The 22,429-nt window shown below is 43.8% G+C and carries 17 protein-coding genes; 15 read left to right on the plus strand and 2 right to left on the minus strand.

The annotated features are described in order from the left end of the window. Nucleotides 1-112: 112 nt before the first annotated feature. Both ACYQ2E_RS07130 and galT read left to right on the plus strand, forming a co-directional pair. The gene (locus ACYQ2E_RS07130; protein ID WP_460017377.1) at nucleotides 113-1,276 is read left to right on the plus strand and encodes a galactokinase; all 1,164 of its coding nucleotides are present in this window, start codon (nucleotides 113-115) and stop codon (nucleotides 1,274-1,276) included. 10 nt (nucleotides 1,277-1,286) lie between these two features. Then, nucleotides 1,287-2,795, plus strand: coding sequence for a UDP-glucose--hexose-1-phosphate uridylyltransferase (gene galT, locus ACYQ2E_RS07135; RefSeq protein ID WP_460017378.1), 1,509 nt, complete (start codon nucleotides 1,287-1,289; stop codon nucleotides 2,793-2,795). A gap of 26 nt (nucleotides 2,796-2,821) precedes the next feature. Here galT and ACYQ2E_RS07140 read toward each other — a convergent pair whose 3' ends face one another. Continuing rightward, nucleotides 2,822-3,757 carry a Rossmann-fold NAD(P)-binding domain-containing protein gene (locus tag ACYQ2E_RS07140; protein WP_460017379.1) on the minus strand — a complete coding sequence of 312 codons (936 nt, stop codon included), beginning with the start codon at nucleotides 3,755-3,757 and terminating at the stop codon, nucleotides 2,822-2,824. Nucleotides 3,758-4,126: 369 nt separating this feature from the next. Between ACYQ2E_RS07140 and galE the strand changes: the two genes are divergently transcribed. From galE to ACYQ2E_RS07175, 7 genes are all read left to right on the plus strand, one after another. Then, on the plus strand, nucleotides 4,127-5,110 hold the full coding sequence (gene galE / locus ACYQ2E_RS07145) for a UDP-glucose 4-epimerase GalE (protein ID WP_460017380.1): 984 nt from the start codon (nucleotides 4,127-4,129) through the stop codon (nucleotides 5,108-5,110). 359 nt (nucleotides 5,111-5,469) lie between these two features. Continuing rightward, complete coding sequence (locus ACYQ2E_RS07150; protein ID WP_460017381.1) at nucleotides 5,470-7,224, plus strand: sensor histidine kinase; 1,755 nt, start codon at nucleotides 5,470-5,472, stop codon at nucleotides 7,222-7,224. Nucleotides 7,225-7,241: 17 nt separating this feature from the next. Next, on the plus strand, nucleotides 7,242-7,844 hold the full coding sequence (locus ACYQ2E_RS07155) for a response regulator (RefSeq protein ID WP_460017382.1): 603 nt from the start codon (nucleotides 7,242-7,244) through the stop codon (nucleotides 7,842-7,844). A gap of 203 nt (nucleotides 7,845-8,047) precedes the next feature. Next, on the plus strand, nucleotides 8,048-8,806 hold the full coding sequence (locus ACYQ2E_RS07160; RefSeq protein ID WP_460017383.1) for an ABC transporter ATP-binding protein: 759 nt from the start codon (nucleotides 8,048-8,050) through the stop codon (nucleotides 8,804-8,806). A gap of 1 nt (nucleotide 8,807) precedes the next feature. Next, nucleotides 8,808-11,144, plus strand: coding sequence for an FtsX-like permease family protein (locus tag ACYQ2E_RS07165; protein WP_460017384.1), 2,337 nt, complete (start codon nucleotides 8,808-8,810; stop codon nucleotides 11,142-11,144). Nucleotides 11,145-11,171: 27 nt separating this feature from the next. Further along, nucleotides 11,172-11,843, plus strand: a complete 672-nt coding sequence (locus tag ACYQ2E_RS07170; protein ID WP_460017385.1) for a 4'-phosphopantetheinyl transferase family protein — start codon at nucleotides 11,172-11,174, stop codon at nucleotides 11,841-11,843. Nucleotides 11,844-11,860: 17 nt separating this feature from the next. Then, nucleotides 11,861-12,562 (plus strand): thioesterase II family protein, encoded by a 702-nt coding sequence (locus ACYQ2E_RS07175; RefSeq protein ID WP_460017386.1) that lies wholly within the window; start codon nucleotides 11,861-11,863, stop codon nucleotides 12,560-12,562. A 315-nt stretch (nucleotides 12,563-12,877) separates the two neighbouring features. Here ACYQ2E_RS07175 and ACYQ2E_RS07180 read toward each other — a convergent pair whose 3' ends face one another. After that, nucleotides 12,878-13,963, minus strand: coding sequence for a substrate-binding domain-containing protein (locus ACYQ2E_RS07180; RefSeq protein WP_460017387.1), 1,086 nt, complete (start codon nucleotides 13,961-13,963; stop codon nucleotides 12,878-12,880). Nucleotides 13,964-14,413: 450 nt separating this feature from the next. Here ACYQ2E_RS07180 and ACYQ2E_RS07185 point away from each other — a divergent pair, with 450 nt between their 5' ends. The 6 genes from ACYQ2E_RS07185 (at nucleotide 14,414) to mmsB (ending at nucleotide 22,428) form a co-directional block, all read left to right on the plus strand. Next, entirely contained in the window at nucleotides 14,414-16,009 is a 1,596-nt protein-coding gene (locus ACYQ2E_RS07185) for a xylulokinase (RefSeq protein ID WP_460017388.1), read from the plus strand. 4 nt (nucleotides 16,010-16,013) lie between these two features. Further along, the gene (locus tag ACYQ2E_RS07190) at nucleotides 16,014-16,718 is read left to right on the plus strand and encodes an L-ribulose-5-phosphate 4-epimerase (protein WP_460017389.1); all 705 of its coding nucleotides are present in this window, start codon (nucleotides 16,014-16,016) and stop codon (nucleotides 16,716-16,718) included. 16 nt (nucleotides 16,719-16,734) lie between these two features. Then, the gene (gene araA / locus ACYQ2E_RS07195) at nucleotides 16,735-18,153 is read left to right on the plus strand and encodes an L-arabinose isomerase (RefSeq protein WP_460017390.1); all 1,419 of its coding nucleotides are present in this window, start codon (nucleotides 16,735-16,737) and stop codon (nucleotides 18,151-18,153) included. Between the two features lie 97 nt (nucleotides 18,154-18,250). Further along, a complete protein-coding gene (locus ACYQ2E_RS07200; protein ID WP_460017391.1) occupies nucleotides 18,251-19,471 on the plus strand; it encodes a substrate-binding domain-containing protein in 1,221 nt (406 codons plus the stop codon). A 156-nt stretch (nucleotides 19,472-19,627) separates the two neighbouring features. Then, nucleotides 19,628-21,229: an ATP-binding cassette domain-containing protein gene (locus tag ACYQ2E_RS07205; RefSeq protein WP_460017392.1), complete on the plus strand. Its 1,602-nt coding sequence runs from the start codon at nucleotides 19,628-19,630 to the stop codon at nucleotides 21,227-21,229. 2 nt (nucleotides 21,230-21,231) lie between these two features. Next, entirely contained in the window at nucleotides 21,232-22,428 is a 1,197-nt protein-coding gene (gene mmsB, locus ACYQ2E_RS07210; protein WP_460017393.1) for a multiple monosaccharide ABC transporter permease, read from the plus strand. Nucleotide 22,429: the final 1 nt, after the last annotated feature.

Genomic DNA, 22,429 nt, shown 5'->3' on the forward strand with positions numbered 1-22,429 from the left:
AGTCGACAACAGCGTCCGTAGGATGCAGACAATTTCAGAAGCTTTAGCTTCTAGAAATTGCCAGAGCTTTAGCTCTGTGTGAACTCAATTGAAATTGAAAGGATAATGAAACATGTTGGATTTGAAAGAGAAATTTGCCGAGGTTTTCGGCGGTGCGAGTGGTGTGGAGGAGTTTTTCTCGCCTGGCAGGATTAATCTGATTGGCGAGCACACGGACTATAACGGCGGTTATGTCTTTCCGGCGGCGATTACGATTGGGACGACGGGGCTTGCGCGTTTGCGTGACGACAGCCGGATTCGGCTCTTTTCCGTGAATTTCCCTGAGGCGGGCGTGCTGGAGTTTGACCTGTCAGAGGTCGGCGAGAAGGTCGAGGGCAGCTGGGGGAATTTTGTCAAGGGGATGATTGTGATGCTGCAGGGCGCGGGATACACGATTGACAAGGGTTTTGAGCTGCTGGTCTATGGGGAGATTCCGACGGCTTCGGGGCTGTCTTCGTCGGCTTCGCTTGAGCTGCTGGTCGGCGTGGTTCTGGACGAGCTTTTTCAGCTTCATGTGCCGCGTCTTGAGCTGGTTCAGCTGGGTCAAAAGACGGAAAACGACTTTATCGGTGTGAATTCCGGGATTCTGGACCAGTTTGCGATCGGTTTCGGTAAAAAAGATGAGGCGATTCTGCTGGACTGCAATACTTTGAAATATGAGATGGTACCGGTGCTGCTGGGAAATCACAGCATTATCATCATGAATACGAAGAAGCCGCGGGCTTTGACGGAGTCGAAATACAATGAGCGTTTTGCGGAAACCCGCGAGGCACTGAAACGTCTGCAGACGAAGCTGGATATCAAGGCGCTGGGCGAGCTCAGTAACGAAGAGTTTGAGGCCAATAAGGATTTAATTGGTGATGAGACGCTGATTCGGCGGGCGCGCCATGCGGTCTACGAGAATACGCGTACCAAGCTGGCTCAGAAAGAATTGACGGCAGGTCATCTGGCAGAATTTGGACAGTTAATGAATGCATCGCACGAATCATTGAAAAATGACTATGAAGTGACTGGGATTGAGCTTGACACACTGGCAGAAACTGCTCAGAAACTGGATGGTGTGCTGGGCGCTCGCATGACGGGTGCAGGCTTTGGCGGCTGTGCGATTGCACTGGTTGAATCAGACAAAATTGATGAAATCGAGCAGAAAGTCGGCGAAGAATATGAACGTGTTGTCGGATATCCTGCGGAGTTCTATGTGGCGCAGATTGGAGACGGGTCTAAGAAACTAGACTAGAAAGGTTAATGTGTCAATATATCAAAACATTCAAGATTTTGTGAATATCGCCATTAATAATGGGACTGTCGAAGCAGCCGATGAAATTTATTTGAGAAATCAGCTGCTGCATTTTCTGGGCTTGCATGACTGGCAGTCTGTGCAAAAGGATGTCCCGCTGAGAAATTCTCTGGAATTAATGGACAAGCTTCTAGAGTTTGCACAAAAACAAGGCATGTACGAGCCATCCGAGCGCGACTTTTATGAAGCCGCCCTCATGAACTTTATCACGCCCATTCCCAGCAAGCTGAATCAGGCCTTCTGGGAGAAATTCCAGCAGAATTCCAAGCAGGCGACCGATTACTTTTATGCCCTCGCCAAGCAGGTTAATCAGGTCAAAACACGCGACATTGCCAAAAATATCGAGTATTTGCATCCGACGAAATATGGGGATTTGCAAATTACGATTAACCTGTCGAAGCCTGAGAAGGACCCCAAAGCCATCGCAGCAGCCAAGCAGCTTCAGCTTAAGGATACGAGCTATCCGAAATGCCAGCTCTGCATGGAGAACGAGGGCTTCTACGGCGGCGGGAACAAAGCCGCGCGGAGTAATCACCGGATCGTCCGGCTGGAACTCAACGGTGAAAAATGGGGCTTCCAGTACTCGCCCTATGCCTATTTCAATGAGCACGCCATCGTCCTGAACGAAAAACACCAGCCGATGGCCATTGATCACCGCTGTTTCAACAATCTTCTGGCCTTTCTGGACCAGTTTCCGCATTATATGATTGGCTCAAACGCAGATTTGCCGATTGTCGGCGGGTCGATTTTAACGCACGACCATTATCAGGCAGGGCGTCACGAGTTTCCCATGTCAAAAGCTTCACTGCGTGAAGCCGTACGTCTGAAAGACTTTCCAAACATTGAGGCAGGTATTGTCGACTGGCCCATGTCCGTGCTGCGCTTACGCTCAGAAAACCGCGAAGCCATGATTTGCGCAGCCGATGAAATTTTGTCCAAATGGCGCAGCTATGATGATCTCGGGCTGAGTATCCAGGCACGCAGTGCCGACGGTGTACAGCATCACACGATTACACCCATTGCCCGGAAAATTGCCTGCTGCTACGAAATGGACCTGGTCCTGCGCGACAATAATGTCAGTGACGCCTTTCCTGACGGCATTTTCCACCCGCATGCGGGGCTGCACCATATCAAGAAGGAAAATATCGGCCTGATTGAGGTGATCGGGCTGGCGATCCTACCTGCACGGCTGAAGGCAGAGCTGGCCGAGGTGGAGAAGTTCCTGCTTGACCTGCCTAATGACGTGCCGGACATGCACCGTGACTGGGCGGAGTGGCTTAAGTTGATTGGCGGCTATGAAGCGGACACTGTCCACGAATTTGTCCAGCAGGCGGTCGGTGAAGTGTTTACCGAAGTCTTACAGGATGCTGGCGTGTTTAAGACAGATGAGGCAGGACAGGCAGGCTTTCACAGGTTTATTGACTTTTTGAACGCAAACAAAAACAAGGAAATTGTATAATTTCCTTGAAGTTTTCTCAATGCTGATTAAGCATGATTTCGTATTTCATTGAACCGGGCGGTATCCTCCTTAAACACATAGCGGCTCAGCTGCCGGCTCAAGTACTTGCTGATATTGCGGTAGGCGATGGACGGCGTGTTCGGAACGACGTAGTAATAGAGACCGTTTTCCTTGTAAATCGAATCAGAAAGCTTGGTAAAATGGTCGCCCTGAATGGCATTTCCGGCATCCGCAGCAGTATCAATGATAAAAGCCCCTCTTTTTAACTTTTTCTGCTCCTGGAGGGACAATATCGGCTCATTTTCCGGGCCGACTTCAATGCCGTTGATGATAATATCGTAAGCATCAAGTGTGTCTTTGAAAACGGGCATGGTTCTGCGGTAGAACATTCTGACTTTGGAAGTGAATTTAGAGACGGCATAAAAAGCGCCTTGAGAGACATTTCCTGAGCCGAGAATGGCAATATTCACGCTTTCGTCCGGAATAAGACCGTATTTGAGAAGCGCGTCCATGGCTCCGGCAGCCCCGGCATAAAAACTGTTGCGGTAAAGAATACCTTGAGGAATCCCTGCATCGCAGACTTCGTCCTCATAAAAAATCTTTGGAGAATTATTGTCCAAATCCACAACGACCAAGTCTTTCGGCTTCGCCTGCTCTTTCATGAAAGAACTGCCGGAGCCGTATGGATGCGTCCAGCCGATGATTAACTGATTGTTCCGGATGTGGGGATAGTCAGACGGCTGTATCAGCTTCAGTGAAAAAATTGCCTCGGCCTGTTTGAAGACTTCCTCTCTGGATAAGATACGGCAGCCTTTGCGCTCGTAATCTGCATCTTCAATGTCCAACAGGCTTCCAAAGCCTTCTTCAACCAGCAAATCATTGTCGAAATCCTGAATATCTTTCGGCAGAAGCGGTACGCGCCGCTCCCCTGGAAAATTTGATTTAATTAATCCTAAAATCATGATACCAACCTTTCTTGAGACTTCATAGATTATAACCCCAGGCATATTTAAACTGGCTGTCTGTCGCTGTTTATAGCTTTTCTAAGTCAATGCTTTTTCTACTAACAATCTTCTCCGTCTTCGTTTATTATTTTATTATTGGCGAGAGGGGACTCGCTCCCTTAATTATAACACATTATTGATAAAAAAGATAGTTATCCTTTATATTATGGGGTTTTTGAGCGAGATAAAAATGATATTTTGACTGATGGGCTGAACGGTGAAATAAACTCACATTAAAAATAGATTAACGAAGTGACTGTGTTATAATTGTAAATAGGAATTTTTTAAAGCCGAGCGCTTGCGCGAATGCTATTTAAAGGAGAGAATATGACAGTTTTAGTACTTGGAGGCGCCGGCTACATCGGCAGCCACGCCGTAGAAATGCTGATGGACAAAGGCTACGATGTCGCCGTGATTGACAATCTGGTGACAGGACATCGCGAAGCCGTCCCGGAAAACATCCGCTTCTACGAAGGAGACGTGCGCGACCGTGCATTCATGCGCGCGACTTTTGCCGCAGAAAAAAACATTGAAGGCCTGATGCATTTCTGTGCCTACTCGCTGGTCGGCGAATCCATGGAAAAACCTGCCATGTATTTTGACAACAACGTCGGCGGCTGCATTTCCATCCTTGAAATCATGCAGGAATTCGACGTCAAGCATATCGTCTTCAGCTCAACCGCCGCAACCTTCGGCATTCCTGAATCCAGCCCGATTTCCGAGAAAATGCCTCAAAAGCCGATTAACCCATACGGCGAGTCAAAATTAATGATGGAAAAAATGATGCACTGGCAGTCAGAAGCGACAGATATGACTTATGTTGCCCTGCGTTACTTTAATGTAGCTGGTGCTTCAAGCGACGGCCACATTGGCGAAGCCCACACGAACGAAACGCACCTGATTCCGATTATCCTGCAAGTCGCCCTAGGCAAGCGGGATTTCATCACGATTTACGGCGACGACTACAAGACGCCAGACGGCACCTGCGTCCGTGACTATATTGACATGGAAGACCTCATCAACGCCCATATCAAGGCGCTGGAATACCTCAAAGCCGGTGGCAAATCCGATGCGTTCAATCTTGGAAGCAGTCGCGGCTACAGCAACCTCGAGGTGCTGGAGACCGCCCGCAAGGTCACTGGCAAAGAGATTCCGAGTAAAATGGGTGCCCGCAGGCCGGGAGACCCCGACGAGCTGGTGGCAGATTCGACGAAGGCGGCTCAGATTTTGGGCTGGTCGGCTGAGAATGGTTTGGAGCATATTATTGAGAATGCCTGGCAGTGGCACAGTTCGCATCCAGATGGTTATTAAGAAAAAAATCCAGTATTATTTGGTACTGGATTTTTTGAAGCTTTTCTCGCCTGTTCTGGCTACAAAGGGAGTAAGAGAGAATGCAATTGATTCATTTTAGTATCTTCCACGTTTTTATCCAAATATGGTTTATAAATTTTTGAAAAATATTGAAACAAACTCGGAAAAAATACGTATTAAATATTAAGGAAGTAAAATTCCTGTGTTCAAATCGCTCTGTGTGCGACTCCCCCATTATTTTCCACATTTTTTCGGAAAAGTATTTTTTCTTTGATTTTCTGAGTTTGCCATTGTTTTCTTGACCTTTGCTGGAATTTATGGTAAAACAAAAAGTATAAAAAAATCAGAAAGGATTATAAATGAGAAAGAAGTCTGGAAAAATAGTAATCTCAATTTGTATGATTCTTGTTTTTTTCGGGCTTTCGGGATATTTTTGTAGTTTTGTTGTAAAGAATTCATATATTGGTATTAGGGCTGTGAATCAACAGGGAACATGGAAAGTGAAGCGATTTTTTTTGAGTGGTGAGGCAACACGGCAAAATGTAAAAGTTGGTGATGTGATTGTAAAAATTAACCAAATTCCGGCTTCGAAGAATCAGGTTCTAAAAAAATGGCTCATTGTTGAACAAGCTAAAGATGTTAGTGTCAGGAGAAATGGGAAGAGTATAAATATCAGCTTTGATAAAAAAGGGGATAAGTTATCTCTGTATATATCCCTTATAGTCATAGCATCCATTTTAGTTGCTTTTTCAATTATTTTATTTTTGCGGAGTGCTTTCGGTTCTAGTGGCTATTATTTTATTAGCTTTTTGTATTTTTTTGGACTTGCACTGGTCTCAGCCATTCCGTCAAGTATGGGAGTTGATGCTGGAAGAGTACTTGTTATTGCGTCTATTTCATTTTTACCGTTATATTTAAATTTCTTTATAAAAAAATTGACTTTTAGAGAAAAAACGGGCTCATCGTTCTTCGATTACTTTTACCTTGCCTTAGGGGGAGTGAGTGTTGTGTCGGGCATATTAAATGCTTTTTTCGTAGACACATTAATTGTACGATTGTACTTGGCGACAGGAACCTATTATTTTCTTGGATTTTCGATTATATTAATTGCTTTACAATATGTTGTTGGACGATATAAAGAAAAGCGGGATGTATTTTCGAAGGTTAACATTTTTTTATTGGCAGTTTTAAGTTTATCTCCGCTTTTTCTTTTTTATGTATTCCCTACTCCGTGGACAGCGCCGGTTGAAGTTCTTATTTTATTTGTTCTGCTGCCTGCTGGAAGTATTTTTTATCTGTTAATCATTAATAAAATACTTGTCTATCAAAAAGGAATTCATCGGCTTGCGGGAAGGATTCTTGGTTCACTTTATGTTGCGGTACTTATTTCTTTATTAGCAATATTGGGAAGTTTTGTTCCAAGTTATGTTGTTTCCGTTTACAGTTGCTTATTTTTCTTCGTAATATTTCCAATGATTGATGACTTTTTTTCCACTTATAGAAAGGAAGATTCAAAACATAGAGATTTAGAACTGTTTTTTGCGACAGAAGAAGAAAGAGAGAGAATCTCATTACACATACATGACACGATAATACAGGATACAATTTTTGAGATGAAGAAAATTGAAATGGACAAGGAAGCTCTAAACAAGAAACGTGTGATAAACTTGCTGGATGATACAATTTATCAGCTCAGAGAAATATGTTCAAATGTTTATCCAGTTGTCTTAAGAGAAAATGGTTTTTTAAGAGCACTTCAATTCGAAATAAAGCGCTATAAGCAAAAGTACCCGGTGGAAATAGTTTATTCTTTCCCTGATGAGGGAGTTTCTTTAGGAATAAAAGAGGAAAATTTTGTATTACGTACGACTAAGGAAATGATAAACAACAGTATTCTTCATGGGGGAGCAACAGAGATTTCGATATGTGTTCGTGAAAATAATCATAACATAGAAGTTCATGTGGACGATAATGGAACCTTTGTTGAGAGTCAAGATAATTTAGTGAACCATTTTGGACTTTTTGCGATTAAAGAGAAGCTTGCTTTGTTAGGAGGAAATATTGATATCAGTGTTTCGGGTGGAACAAAAATAGTTTTTACCATTCCCAAATAGATAGGAGAAGTTTGAAAATGCCGATAAAAATCGCAATTATTGATGACCATAAATTAGTTCTTCAAGGAATATACAAGCAGCTTAGTGAAATTAAAGAATTTGAGATTTTGGGAACTTTTACTGAAGTAAACCAATTGATGCTTTTTTTGAGGTTTCATAAAGTTGAAGTTTTAATTTGTGATTTGATGCTAAAAAATGCATATGGTTTTGACCTGGTAAAGAAAATTCGTCAGGAGATTAGTCCAACAATAAAAGTAGTTTTAGTTTCAGGCTTCTATGAAGAAATTCTGCATAAGCAGGCACTTGAGTTGGGAATTGAAGCATTTCTACGAAAAGAAGTAAGCTCAGAAGAACTGATAGATACAATATTTGAAGTCAGTCGCGGCAATTTAGTAATTCCAGCGAGCATTATTGATATGGAAAAAAATCAATTGCTTACAGAAACAGAACGAAATGTGGTAAAACTTGTCATTGAAGAATACACAAATGAGGAAATTGGACAAAAATTATTCATAAGTAAAAGGACTGTAGAAAGTCAAATAACAAGTATTTGTCAAAAATTGGGTGTTAAAGGAAGAATTGGAATAGTTAGAGAAGGAGTAAAACTTAGCTTAAACTGATTTGTGTGAAACCGCAAAAAAACATGCGTGAAATACGGATGTTTTTTTATTTTGCTTTGATAAAATAACAAGATTGGGACGAAACTGCATAATGGCTATTAAGGAGGCTTCGGAGTTGAGAAAAACTGGTATTAATGCAAGTGTTGAAGATATTTATAAGTTCAGCAAAGAGAATAATCTAATTGCACAAGGAGATAAAAAACATGCATAAGAAAATTGTCATAGAAGTGAAGGAACTGAATAAAGATTTTACCTTGGGTCAAACCAAAAATCAAGTTCTAAAAGATATAAACTTTGAGGTTGATGAAGGAAGTTTCACAGTAATAATGGGGAGTTCTGGCTCAGGGAAATCTACTTTACTCTATTCTATAAGTGGTCTAGATTCCATAACGAGTGGAGAGGTTTATATTAATCAGCGGAATATTACAAAATTTTCAGAGAAAGAAAAAGCCAAATTTAGACAAAATGAGATTGGATTTGTTTATCAGGGAATTAATTTGATTCCAGATTTAACCGTATTTGAAAATATTGCAATTGTTGGTTATTTGAAAGACGATAAAAAGAAAGTTGATTATCAAGTGCAGCAACTATTGGAAGAGGTTGAGCTTGGTGAGTATTCTCAAAAATTTCCAAATCAGTTATCAGGAGGACAACAGCAGAGAATTGCTATTGTGAGAAGTTTGATTAATCATCCGTCAATCATATTTGCGGATGAACCGACAGGGGCTTTAAATTCAAAGTCAAGTGCCCGGATTTTAAATTTATTAAATAAGCTTAACGATAATGGGCAGACTGTTGTCATGGTGACTCATGACCCAAAAGCAGCAGCAAGATGTGATCAATTAATCTATCTTTCTGATGGAAAAATTACGGCTTCTAAGTTCATGGGAAAATTTTCGGAAGAAGACAAATTAATCAGAGAGGAAAATGTACTTTCTTTTTTGAAAACACAGGGGTGGTAAAATGAAGAGTTTGATAATACTTAGCTACCGTGATATTCTGAAAAACAAAGCCACTTCAATAGTTACTTATATATTGATGATGTTTTCAGCTCTCCTGTTCTCATTAGGACTGATTATTTTGTTCAACACGCAGGCACCGCTTACTAAAATGTTTCAACAAAGTCATGCCTCTGATGAGAGCTTAATTTTTTCAACCCAATTATATGATGAAGACCAACTTATGAATTGGTGGAAGAAAACCCCTTCAATCAGTGAAATTGAATCCTATCATACAGATTCTGATATCCAAATAGGGATAGGGAAAAATCAGTTTCAGAAGGTCTATCTTACTGAAAAGGCTGTTAACTCTCAACAAAATATTTTGAAAATAGTCTCTGGCCAAGAATCAAAAGCTCCGGCAAATGGAACTATCTGGCTTCCGACAAGCCTTTCAAATCTTTATAACCTCCATGTTGGAGACACAGTGAGAATCAAAAATGGTACGGATATAACGAGCTTAAAAATTAGTGCAGTCGTCGTTGACCCCTACTTCAGCGCAACTATGATAAACCCTAAAAGAATCTGGGTAAATCACAAAGAATTTGAAAATGTGACGCATTCGAAAAGCAACGAGACAACCTTAGCTATTAAATACAAGAACTATCAAAAAACAAATCTTAGAACCTGGAATGAATTCACAGATTATTTGAAGACTCCCTTTCTTGGCGTTAGATTTGAAATCAGTCTCGTTTCATATGTCTACAACATACAATTTTCATTAATCGGCGGAATTTTACTTTTGTTTTCTGTTGTGATTGCATTGCTTTCATTATTTATCATAAGCAGTAACGTTAAGAACATGGTTGCACAAGATGAAAAAATAAACGGAGTTTTAGCAACGTTCGGCTTTTCACTTAAGAGTATCAGGAGAAAATATTACATAAAATATTTCTTCCTTGGTATTTTATCCTTTCCTCTTGGTATCTTTATCAGTGTATTTCCGGCTAATTTTCTCATGAATTCTATGCTGAGTTTAATAGGAGAGGGCGGAAAAGGTTTAAATGTCCTCATTCCGATGGCAATCACTGTTATCGTACTAGTAGTGCTGCTTGCGCTTACCATTACTCTGGCGACTAGGAGAATAGTAAAACTTTCTGTAGTTGAGGCTATCACGAACAGAAAAACCAAAAAAGTAATAAAAAATAATTTCAGAAAAGGCCAGAGTATCTCTAAAAGGTTGTCTCTTAGCTGGATGATATCTTTCAAAAAATTATTACTGAATAGAAAACGTTTTAATTCTCAATTTATTGTGATTGTGATTTTGAGCATTGTCTTGATGTTTTCAGTCACTTTGATTAGCTCACTTAATAAACTGTATGAAAATCGGGGATATTGGGGATTCAGCAATGCCGATTTTGTGATAAATTCCAATACTGAAAATATCAGCAAGAATATTCTTCAAGATAACCCAGATGTCCAAAGTGTTGTAGCTATGACTCAATATACAAAAGTTGGGATGGACAAATCATATAAGCAATCCGCCTCATTTTATGCCACTGTGATTAGCGGAAATCTTAATACAATTGGTCAACCGAATTTGCAGGGGCGAAATCCCGGCAAAAATGGAGAAATCAGTCTTGCTTTAGGAAGCAGCAAGCTTTATCACAAAAACTTAGGAGATAATATTAGCATAATTATTAATGGACGAGAGAGAAAGTTTACCATTGTTGGTATCTATCAGACGATAGATTATGCCGGGAAAGGATTTAGAATCAATCGAGATGATATATTGAAAGATGATTATAGTTTCAAGGAATCTTCATTTTATGTAAAAGTAAAAAATAAGACTGATTTAGGGGAATTCAAAAATGTAATACAAGAGAAATATGGAAACTCGGCTGATATTACAAACATGCAGGTACTAATAGATGATGAAATTAGTCAAGCTGTAAGCGGGGCGAAATTGGCAGGCATATTTTTATCTGTGACCATGATTGTAGTCTCATTAGTGAATATCGTTGGAGAAGTATTGACAAGACTCTTTACAGAGAAAAAAGACATTGGAATACTAAAATCAGTTGGATTTACAAATTCAAAAATCATAAGTATCTATCTAATACAAAATCTTATTGTCACTCTATTTGCATTGGTATTGGGCGGTTTAATAATTACTCTTACACAAAAATCCATATTAAACTTCATTGTTGGCGGGATTGGACTTGGAGAATTTCCGGCGTATTTTAACTCTGGGCTAGTAGCGATAGTTTATAGTGTAGTTATAGTCATCATAATCCTTACAACTATAACAGTCTTAAGAAGAATAAGGAAAATTTCTTTGCGGGAACTAACTTCAGAGTAAAGGGCACCTCTAAAGGAAGGAAAAATTTTGAAAGTTTATTTTTTAGATTTGAAAGAATTTGAGGACAATTTGTCAAAATGGAGCTGTTACATCACACCTGACAGACTGGACAAGGCCAAAAGTTATAAACGAGAAATTGATAGGAAAAGATGCATTTTAGGAGAAATGCTCATCCGCTTCGGCTTTATGGAAAATCGAATTTTCCCTTCTGGCGGTTTATGTTTTGATTATAATGTTTTTGGAAAGCCTTATCTACGGAATTCAGATAAATTCTTTAATTTATCTCACGCCGGTCAATACATTGTTGCTGCTGTTTCAAGCTATGAGGTAGGCATAGATGTTGAGAGGATAAACTATCAAATAAATTTATCAAGTTTTGACAGAGTTCTTTCACAAAGTGAAAAAGATTCTCTACTGGCTGCCAGTACGGCTCAGGAAGCTGCAGTATTATTCTATCAACTCTGGACTCTAAAAGAAAGTTATATAAAATTTTTGGGTAGGTCAATATCGAATGATATTTCGAAGTACAGTTTTCAAATAGAAAATGACTGTATAAATTTCCCGACAGATTCGAGGCTAGAATTTTCTCAGTTTTCTGCAGATGAAGACCATGTTTGCTCAATTTGTTCAGCAAAAAAAGTTAAACTGGAAATAAAAAAAGTCACTGAGAAAGTTCTTTTTGAATCATGCATAGCGTGAACAACTCAGGAGGAAAAATGGAAAAAACAAAAATACTGATTTTGCCGCACGCTGGTGGAAATCCTTTGATGTATAACCGCCTACAGAAAGCATTTTCTCTTTATTTTAATTGTGAGATAATTCAGTATCCCAATAGGCCCGTTTTTTTCAAAGGAAAACCAAATACTACAATTCAAGAATATTCTGGCGCTTTAGAGAATACTATTTCAAAACTCGATGAAGAGCACATCATTCTTTTTGGCCATTCGATGGGGGGACTGATTGCATATGATTATCTAAAAACGGCATCGTTTTTTAACAATAAAAAGATTGTGCTTGCAATCATTTCATCTTTCGATTTTGAAAACCAGCCAGTTAATCTTATTAATTTGAAAAAAGAGGAAAGATTTCGCCTTTTAAGAAAACTTTTGGAAAAGACAGAAATGATTCCCTTGGCAATGACAGAGGATAAAAAGTTTTTAGATTTTGCTATTCCACCATTAGAAAACGACCTTTTAGCAATCAACCATTATCGGAATGATGGGAGGGCAATTGATGTTCCGTTGATAGTCAGTTACGGAACAGACGACGTATTTATTGATGAAAAAGGCATAGAATCTTGGCGCAATTACACTTTTAATAAAGTAAAGTTTTTAAAGTTTTCGGGGAACCATTTCTATTTCATAGACAAAGAAATGGAGGTCAGCAAAAGAATTTTCAAACTTTTCAAAGAAATGTGATAATCAACTGTGATTTTGGGAAAGTTCTCATTTTCAAATTGGCCAGCGACACGTTGTCAGTCGGAAAAAATACGTATTAAATATTAGGGAAGTAAAATTTTGTGTTCAAATTGCTCTGCGGCTTTCCCCTACAATATTCCAGACAAGCAGAGGGAAAAGGTTTATGACGATTGTCCGTTCTTTGCGAAAGGTTATTTGTGATTTCTTTGTTATACTCTAGTTAACAGCTACTGAACGGTGCGTAGTTCACCTTCCTTAGTGGCTTTTGAATTTAGACTGATATTGAAAAATCCGCAGATTAGCGGATTTTTTTGGTTACAGCCGCTTCACAGAATTCCGCTGAATCAGCTGCGGCTCATAAAGAATATTCGCCTCAGGCTTCCCGTTTTCAATCGTTTTGACAATCCAGTCGGCCGCGGCAATACCCATGAGCTCTTTCGGATGTTTAGTAGTCGTCAGACTGACGCCGCCCACGCGGCTCAGAGTCGAGTCATCATTGCCGACGACAGAATAATCCTCCGGAATGTCAAAGCCGAGTTCCATCAGTCTGCCGCAGAGGGTATTGGCAATGTTGTCGTTGTAGCAGACAATTCCTGTGATTTCCGGGTATTTTTTCAGCCGGTTGAGGACTTTGCTATAGACGCTGCTTTGGGTTTCGGTGGTGAAGGTGATGATGGAATCAGAGAAAATCTGGATGTGATTTTCTTCGCAGGCTTTGATGAAGCCTTTCATGCGGAGTTTGCCCTGCAGGTCATCGAGTTTTGTGACTAAAAGCAGGTTTTTGTGCTGATTGTCAATCAGGTTTTTGGTGGCAAGAAAGCCGACTTCGACGTCGTCTACGCAGATAAAAGGAGTGTTGAGCTCGTCGTAAACGGCGTTAATCATGACAATGGGAATGTTGTGCTCGCGCAGTGTGACGTAGGTTGCAAGGTTGGGATTGTACTGGTTGCTTTTGGTGGGCTCGACGATAAGGCCGTCCACACCGAAATCAATCATTTTTTCTAAGCATTTTTCCTCTTGGGCGTAATCGTTGTTTGTGCTTGACAGCATCAGCGAGTAGCCTTTTTCTTTTAGTTCCTGCTCGATGCCGCGTATGATGGAGGGGAAGATGTAGTCGGAGATGTAGGTGGTAATCAGGCCGATTGTCTTATTGCCGCTGCTGTTTGCCGATTCAGGCTTTGGCTCCGGGATTTCGCTGACGTAGGTGCCGGAGCCTTTTCTGCGCAGTAAAAGTCCCTCGTTGACAAGGATTGTCACGGCTTTGCGAACAGTGTCACGGCTGGCGTGGTATTCTGCCTGAAGTTGTGTCTCGGTTGGGATGGCAGTGCGGAGCGGGTATTGTCGGGAGAGGATTTTCTCGCGGATTGCGTCTGCAATGCTTTGGTATTTTGGCTTCGTCAAGGCGGCTTCTTTCGTGTTTTTATTAAATTACATTATAGCACAATGCGCATACATATTATAGACTTTTGTTCGAAAATACATACCTATTTGAGCGAAATTTGTCTTGTGAGGCTGGGCCCAATTAAATACAGAGTTTATACGTACAAGAGAATGAGAAAAATGTTATTTGCTGTCGTGATTCTGGAAAGGCTTTCATATGATTGGCATGATTTGGGAAAGATTTCCATTGTGATAAGTGTTACACTATAATTAATTGGTAAATATTAATATCGCATGAGAGAATGCGCTGTAATCAGGGCTTGATGATTGAATCCATGCAATTTGTACGTATACAAAGATAAAAAATTGTGAATTTTTCGCTCCATTACACTTGACATGTACGTATGTAAGTGTTATATTATGTTATGTAAGCGTTATCTCTAAAGAAAAACAATGAAAATGGAGGATACAATGGGAAGAACTCAGGCGGAAATTGCCTCAGAAATAGAAAATGTCCGTACATATCTCGGCATAGAATTCGGCTCAACCCGCATCAAAGCAGTTCTGATTGATTCAGATTTCCAGACCATCGCGTCCGGCAGCTATGAATGGGAGAATCAGCTGGAAAACGGCTACTGGACCTATTCGCTGGACGAAATGTGGGAAGGACTGCAGCAGAGCTATGCGGCACTTGCGACGCAGGTAAAGGAAGAGTACGGGCTGACGCTGAAGCGCGTCGCTTCCATCGGTTTCAGCGCAATGATGCACGGCTACATGGCCTTTGACGACGCGGACAAGCTGCTGGTACCGTTCAGAACCTGGCGCAATTCAACCACAGCCGAAGCGGCGGCAAAACTGACCGCACTCTTTCACTACAACATCCCGGAACGCTGGAGCATCGCGCACCTCTACCAGGCGATGCTTGACAAAGAGGAGCACGTCCCGCAAATCAGCTACCTCACGACCCTGGCGGGTTACATTCACTGGCAGCTGACCGGCGAGAAAGTCCTAGGCGTAGGCGATGCCTCAGGCATGTTCCCGATTGACCCGGCAAGCAAAAACTATGACGAAAAATTCATCGAGAAGTTTGAAGCCTTGGGAAATGGCCTGTCACTGAAGTCCATTCTCCCGAAAGTCTTACAATCCGGGGAAAATGCGGGTGCGCTGACAGAAATCGGTGCGAAGCTGCTTGACCCATCAGGAAATCTGGAGCCAGGCATCCCGTTCTGCCCGCCCGAAGGGGACGCAGGCACAGGTATGGTCGCAACCAACAGCGTTGAAGTCCACAGCGGAAACATTTCCGTCGGAACCTCCGCCTTTGCAATGGTCGTTCTGGAGAAAAATCTATCCGAAGTTTATCCGGAAATCGACATGGTAACCACGCCGAACGGCCATCCAGTCGCAATGGTGCACGCCAATAACTGCTCATCCGACATCAACGCCTGGATTAAACTCTTCGAAGAGTACACAGCCGCTCTCGGCATTGAAATCCCGCGCGACAAAATTTTCAGCCTGCTATTCAACAAAGCGCTCGAAGCCGACAAAGACACAGGCGGCTTAATGAGCTACGGCTATTTCTCAGGCGAAAACATCACACAGTTGTCGGAAGGACGTCCTCTCTTTGTAAGGCAGGCCGACAGCCGTCTGAACCTGGCAAACTTCATGAAAGTACATATCGCCAGCGCCTTCGGTGCCATCCGCCTAGGCATGGACATTCTTCACCAGGAAGGCATCCAGATTGAGGGACTGGTCGGTCACGGAGGCCTCTTCAAAACACCGGAAGTCGGACAAAGGATTCTGGCTTCGGCGTTGCAAACGCCAGTCACCGTGATGCAGACAGCAGGTGAGGGCGGCGCTTGGGGAATGGCTGTACTCGCAGCCTTTGAAGGGTCCACTGAGACGGACTTGAACCAGTATCTGAAAAGTCAGGTCTTCAAGAACGCCGCAGGAACAACAATTTCCCCAACGCAGGAAGACATCGAAAGTTACAACATTTTCATTGAACGTTATACAGCAGGCCTAGACATTGAGCGAAAAGCGGTTGAGGCCTTAAAGGAAGGAGTATAAGCCAGTGTTAGAAAAACTCAAAGAAGAAGTCTGGCGACAGAATCTGGAACTGCCCAAACACGGTCTGGTCAAGTTTACCTGGGGAAATGTCTCAGCCAGAGACCATGAGTCGGGCTGCTTCGTCATCAAGCCCAGCGGTGTCAGTTATGAGGATTTAACCCCTTCTGACATGGTGGTGGTCGATTTTGACGGACATGTCATTGAGGGAGCTTTGAATCCCTCGTCGGACACACCAACTCACGCCGTCTTGTACAAAAAATTCCCGGAAATCGGCGGAATTGTCCATACGCATTCGGCCTGGGCGACGGCCTGGGCAGAGTCAGGTGTGGATGTCATGCCGATGGGGACGACGCATGCGGATACTTTCTACGGCCCCGTGCCCTGCACGCGCTACCTGACTCAGGAAGAGATTGACGCAGGCTACGAGCACGAAACCGGCAACATCATCATTGAAACCTTTATGGAGCGAGAGCTTGACATCATGGATGTGCCGGCGATTCTGCTTCATGGCCACGGCCCGTTTACTTGGGGGAAAAATGCTGAAGAAGCTGTTTACAATGCCGTGGTGCTTGAAGAAATCTGCAAGATGAACCTTCTTGCGCGGCAAATCAACAGTTACGCGACAGAATTGCCTCAGCGTGTGCTGGATAAGCACTACCTGCGTAAGCACGGAAAAGATGCTTATTACGGACAAAATAATGAGAAATAAGGAGAAAATTTGTATTATGTCTGAAAAAGAATTCTGGTTTGTGACCGGCTCACAGTTTCTGTACGGCCCTGAGGCACTTGCCAAGGTAGAAGAAGATTCCAGAGAAATTGTAGATAAAATGAATGCCTCTGGAAGCCTGCCCTATCCGATTGTTTTCAAAATCGTCGGAACGACAGCTGAAAACATCACTGAAATCCTGAAAACAGCCAGCTTTGAAGATAAAGTAGCAGGCGTCATCACCTGGATGCACACCTTCTCACCAGCTAAAAACTGGATTCGCGGCACGCAGCTGCTGACAAAGCCCCTGCTGCATCTGGCAACCCAGTTCCTGGACTACATTCCTTATTCGAGCATTGACTTCGACTATATGAATGTCAACCAGTCGGCGCACGGCGACCGAGAATATGCCTTCATCAACGCGCGTCTGCGCAAGCATAACAAAGTCATTTTCGGCCACTGGAACAATCCGGAAATTCAGTCTCAAATCGCGAAATGGATGGACGTTGCAGTTGCCTACAATGAATCCTACAAGATTAAAGTCGTAACCTTTGCGGACAAAATGCGCAATGTCGCAGTCACAGACGGCGACAAAATCGAAGCCCAGATTAAATTCGGCTGGACCGTCGACTACTGGGGCGTCGGCGACCTTGTAGAATACGTCAATGCAGTGGAAGCAGCAGAAGTCGACAAGCTCTACATTGACCTTCAAGAAAAATATGATTACGTTCAAGGCCAAAATACACCCGAAAAATTTGAGCACAATGTGAAATATCAGCTGCGCGAGTATCTGGCACTGAAAAAGTTTATGGACGAAAAAGGCTACAGTGCCTTTACAACCAACTTTGAAGACCTGGTCGGCCTAGAGCAGCTGCCCGGACTGGCAGCACAGATGCTCCTCGCTGAAGGCTACGGCTTTGCAGGCGAAGGCGACTGGAAAACAGCCGCACTGGTACGCCTCTTCAAAATCATGTCGCACAATCAGCAGACCGTCTTCATGGAAGATTACACGCTGGACTTCCGCGAAGGCCACGAAGCCATTCTAGGCTCGCACATGCTGGAAGTTGACCCCTCCATCGCCTCGGACCGTCCGCGCGTAGAGGTCCATCCGCTGGACATCGGCGGCAAAGATGACCCCGCGCGCCTCGTCTTTACCGGCATGGCTGATGTTGAAGGCGTCGACATTACAATGGCCGACTACGGCGATGAATTCAAGCTGATTTCCTACGATGTTTCGGGAAATAAACCCGAGGAAGAAACACCATATTTACCAGTGGCAAAGCAGCTCTGGACACCTAAGATGGGCTTGAAGCCCGGCGCGGAAGCATGGATGCGCACAGGCGGCGGACATCATACAGTTTTATCCTTCAAGATTGACTCAGAACAGCTGCAGGACCTCTGCAACCTGTTTGGACTGACCTACGTTAACCTAGGATAATAGGTAAAATTAATAAGTTTTCTAATCCAATTGGAGGTTTGGGAAAAATAAATAAAGTGAGCGCTTGTAGCGCCAACACAAAAAGGAGTGATTTCAAATGAAATTGAAAAAACTAACAAAACTAGCCATGCTTGCAGCCGCTGGTCTCATGGTTGCTTCAAGTTTGACAGCCTGCAGCTCTTCATCAGGAAGCCGAGGCGGTTCCTCATCTGACACTGAGCTGAAAAAAGGTGATTTAGTCGGGATTTCAATGCCGACCAAAGCCGACCAGCGCTGGAACGTTGACGGCGCCAATCTGGTCAAAGACCTTAAAAAAGCCGGCTTCAAGACCAAACTGGCCTATGCCAACAACTCCACTTCACAGCAGTCTACCGATATCAACAACCTGGTGTCTGCCGGCGCTAAAGCCGTTGTTGTAGCCTCAGTTGACGGCACGGCCGTAGGCCCTGCAGTGAAACAAGCCGAGGACAGCGGAGCAACCGTCATTGCCTACGACCGTCTGATTATGAATACGGACTCAGTTGACTACTATGTCACATTCGCCCTGGAACGTACAGGTATTCTTGAAGCTAACACGATTATTGACAAGCTCGACCTTAAGAACGGCGGAGGCAAGACAACACCTTACAATATCGCACTCTTTGCGGGCTCGGACGATGACAACAATGCGCCTTATTTCTTTAAGGGGGCTTGGGATTTGCTTAAACCTTACTTTGAATCCGGCCAGCTGGTTGACCCATCGGGACTTGTAACGAAAGATACAACGAATGCAGACTGGAAGAAGATTTCTGTCCACGCTTGGGACCAGAATCAGGCTCAGAAGCAGATGGATGCCGTCATGACGAAGCTTGGCGACCAGCCTCTGGCAGCCGTGCTCTCGCCATATGATGCCATCTCACTCGGTGTCATGAAGTCAATCAAGAGTGCACGTCCGGACATGACCCCGTCAATTGCTTTTGACTCAAAGAATCCTGACAACAAGTCGGCTTGGCCTGTTATCACGGGTCAGGACGGTATGGACATTGCCATCACCAACATCACCTTCGGCGCTCAGGCACAAACTGTCTTCAAGGACGTTTCACTGCTGGCAAAACAGACCACAACGCTCTTGACAGACATTGCAGCCGGCAAGACACCTAAGTCAACTGAAGACCCAATGGATAACGGCAACAAGAAAGTTCCAACCTGGCTGATGCAGTCCGATGAACTGGTCAAAAACCCTACAGGTGACCAAAAAGATTTGCACTTTGAAGTAGAAACCGGCTTCATCACTGAAGAACAGTATCAGAAAGACATCTCAGCGCCAATTATCGAATGACCTTGAGCGCTGAGAATATTGCTTATACCCGCTTGAAACGCTCTCTCGGCGGGTATAAGCTTTTACTTAAAAGTATAAACAATCCTTGCAGAAAGGATGTTGAGCGGCCAAAACTAATAAGTGGCTCAATAAAAATACAGCACAATGGAGTGTAAAATGTCAGATTCTAATATGATTTTACAGATGCAGAACATCACAAAAACTTTTGGCCCCGTTAAAGCTCTGACAGATGTCAATTTGAACATTATCCGCGGAGAAATTCACGGAATCTGCGGTGAAAACGGTGCTGGAAAGTCAACGCTGATGAATGTTCTTTCTGGCGTATATCCTTATGGAACATACTCAGGGCGCATCTTATTCGAAGGAAAAGAATGTAATTTTAAAAAAATATCGGATTCAGAAGAGCTTGGAATTGTCGTCATACAGCAGGAATTGGCACTGAGCCCGTTCCTCTCAATTGCCGAAAATATCTTCCTGGGAAACGAAAAGCAGCACAATGGTGTGATTGACTGGAACAGAACACGCTCAGACGCAATTAAGGTCATGGGACGTGTCGGACTGATGGAAAGCCCGGAAACCAGAATCATGGACATCGGCGTAGGCAAGCAGCAGCTGGTAGAAATTGCCAAGGCTCTGTCTAAAAATGTCAAATTACTCGTTCTGGACGAGCCGACAGCAGCCCTGAATGACGAAGATTCAGCCCATTTACTGAACATTCTCCGTGATTTAAGAGATAACCACGATGTCACATCTGTTATTATTTCACATAAATTAAACGAAATTGAAGCCGTCACAGACAATGTCACAATCATTCGTGACGGGTCAACCGTCGGCCAGATGGAAAACAGCAAGGAACATCCGATTAACCAGGACGAACTCATTCACAAGATGGTCGGACGCGAACTGACCAACCTTTACCCGGAGCACACACCGAAACTCGGCGAAGAAATCTTCCGGATTGAAGACTGGACAGTGCATCATCCGCTAGACCAGCAGCGCGTCATCGTTGACCATGCCAATATTCATGCGCGTGCCGGAGAAATCGTCGGCATCGCAGGCCTGATGGGCGCAGGAAGGACAGAAATGGCCATGAGCGTCTTCGGCCGCTCCTACGGCTCAGGCGTCACCGGCAAAGTCTACATTCACGGAAAAGAGACCGACACCTCAACCACACGCAAAGCAATTGACGCCGGGCTTGCTTACGCAACAGAAGACCGCAAAGCTTACGGCCTCAACCTGCTGCAGAACATCCGCGAAAACACATCAATGGCTGCCCTGCTGAAACACTCAAAACACGGCATCATGGACGACAACGTTGAGCGCGTATCCGCGGAAAAATACCGCAAAGATTTCAACATCAAAACACCGAACATCGAAGAGCGCGTGTCAAACCTCTCCGGCGGCAATCAGCAGAAAGTCGTCCTGGCAAAATGGGTCATCGCAGACCCGGACATCCTAATCCTTGATGAACCGACCCGCGGCATTGACGTCGGCGCAAAATACGAAATCTATGAAATCATTGACCAATTGGCCGATGAAGGCAAAGCAGTCATTGTGATTTCTTCTGAACTTCCCGAGCTCATCGGAATCTGCGACCGGATATACACCGTCAGCCAAGGCGTCGTCACAGACGAAGTCCCAAGAGAAAAATTCAGTCAAGAATACCTGATGAAAGGAATGACTCAGGAAAAAGAAATACCGCCGCTGTCAGCTGATAATGTCAGCGAAGAAAGTCATTCAAAGGAGGAAGCTTCATAATTATGGAAACGAAAGAAAAAAAGAACGGCCTGATTGCATCATTTGCCGCAAATGCGCGCCAATACGGCATCGTCGGTGCGCTGATTGTCATCATCATTGTCTTTCAAATACTGACAGGCGGACTTTTGCTCCAGCCCAACACAGTTGTACAGCTGATTCAGCAGAACGCCTACGTTATCATCCTGGCCGTCGGCATGGTCATGGTCATCATCGCCACGCATATTGATTTGTCCGTCGGCTCACTGGTCGGATTTATCGGCGGCTGCGTCGCTCTGCTCATGCAGGACATGCATCTGAACTGGTTCCTGGCAATCCTCGTCGGTCTCGTGATTGGTATCGCCATCGGCATCTGGCAGGGCTTCTGGGTCGCATTTGTCGGAATCCCCGGCTTCATCACCACCCTCGCAGGCATGCTGGTCTTCCGCGGTCTCGCAACCACCATGATTAACGCCTCAATTCCAGTGAACAACTCGTCCTTCAACTCCATAGCGGCGAATTATCTGCCGAATGTTCTGGGCTTCTGGGGGCCCTTTGACGGCCTGACAATCGTCGTTGGAATTCTGATTCTCGCAGCCTTTGCCTGGTCAACACTCAATAACCGCAAGAAAGCCGATAAGATTGGACTTGAGGTTGAACCGCTGTCCACCTCATATGCCAAGATAGGGATAGCTGCCCTGGTGATTATATTCTTGACGTATGAATTTGCATCCTCAGGCAACGCTACACAAGGCGGGATTCCAATCATGCTGGTGATTGTCGGTGCTCTGGTTCTCATTTACAACTTTATCCTAACAAAAACCGTTTTTGGACGTCACGTCTATGCAGTCGGCGGCAACCGTCGCGCAGCCATGCTTTCAGGTATCAACACAAAACGCGTCGACTTTGCCCTGTTTGTTCATATGGGCCTGCTGTCATCCATCGCAGCCATTGCCATGCTCTCACGCCTGAGCTCAGCCTCAGCCTCCACAGGTACCTCATTTGAAATGGACGCCATCGCCTCATGTTTCGTCGGCGGAACCGCTGTAACCGGCGGTATCGGTACAGTTCCAGGCGTTGTCATTGGTGCCGTCGTCATCGGCGTCATCAACCAGGGTCTGTCAATCATGGGCGTAGACTCTGCGCTGATTCAAACGATTAAGGGACTCGTACTGCTCCTGGCTGTCGCCATTGATATTTATTCAAAGCGCAGAAAGAACTGAT

This window comes from Lactovum odontotermitis (assembly GCF_054658595.1).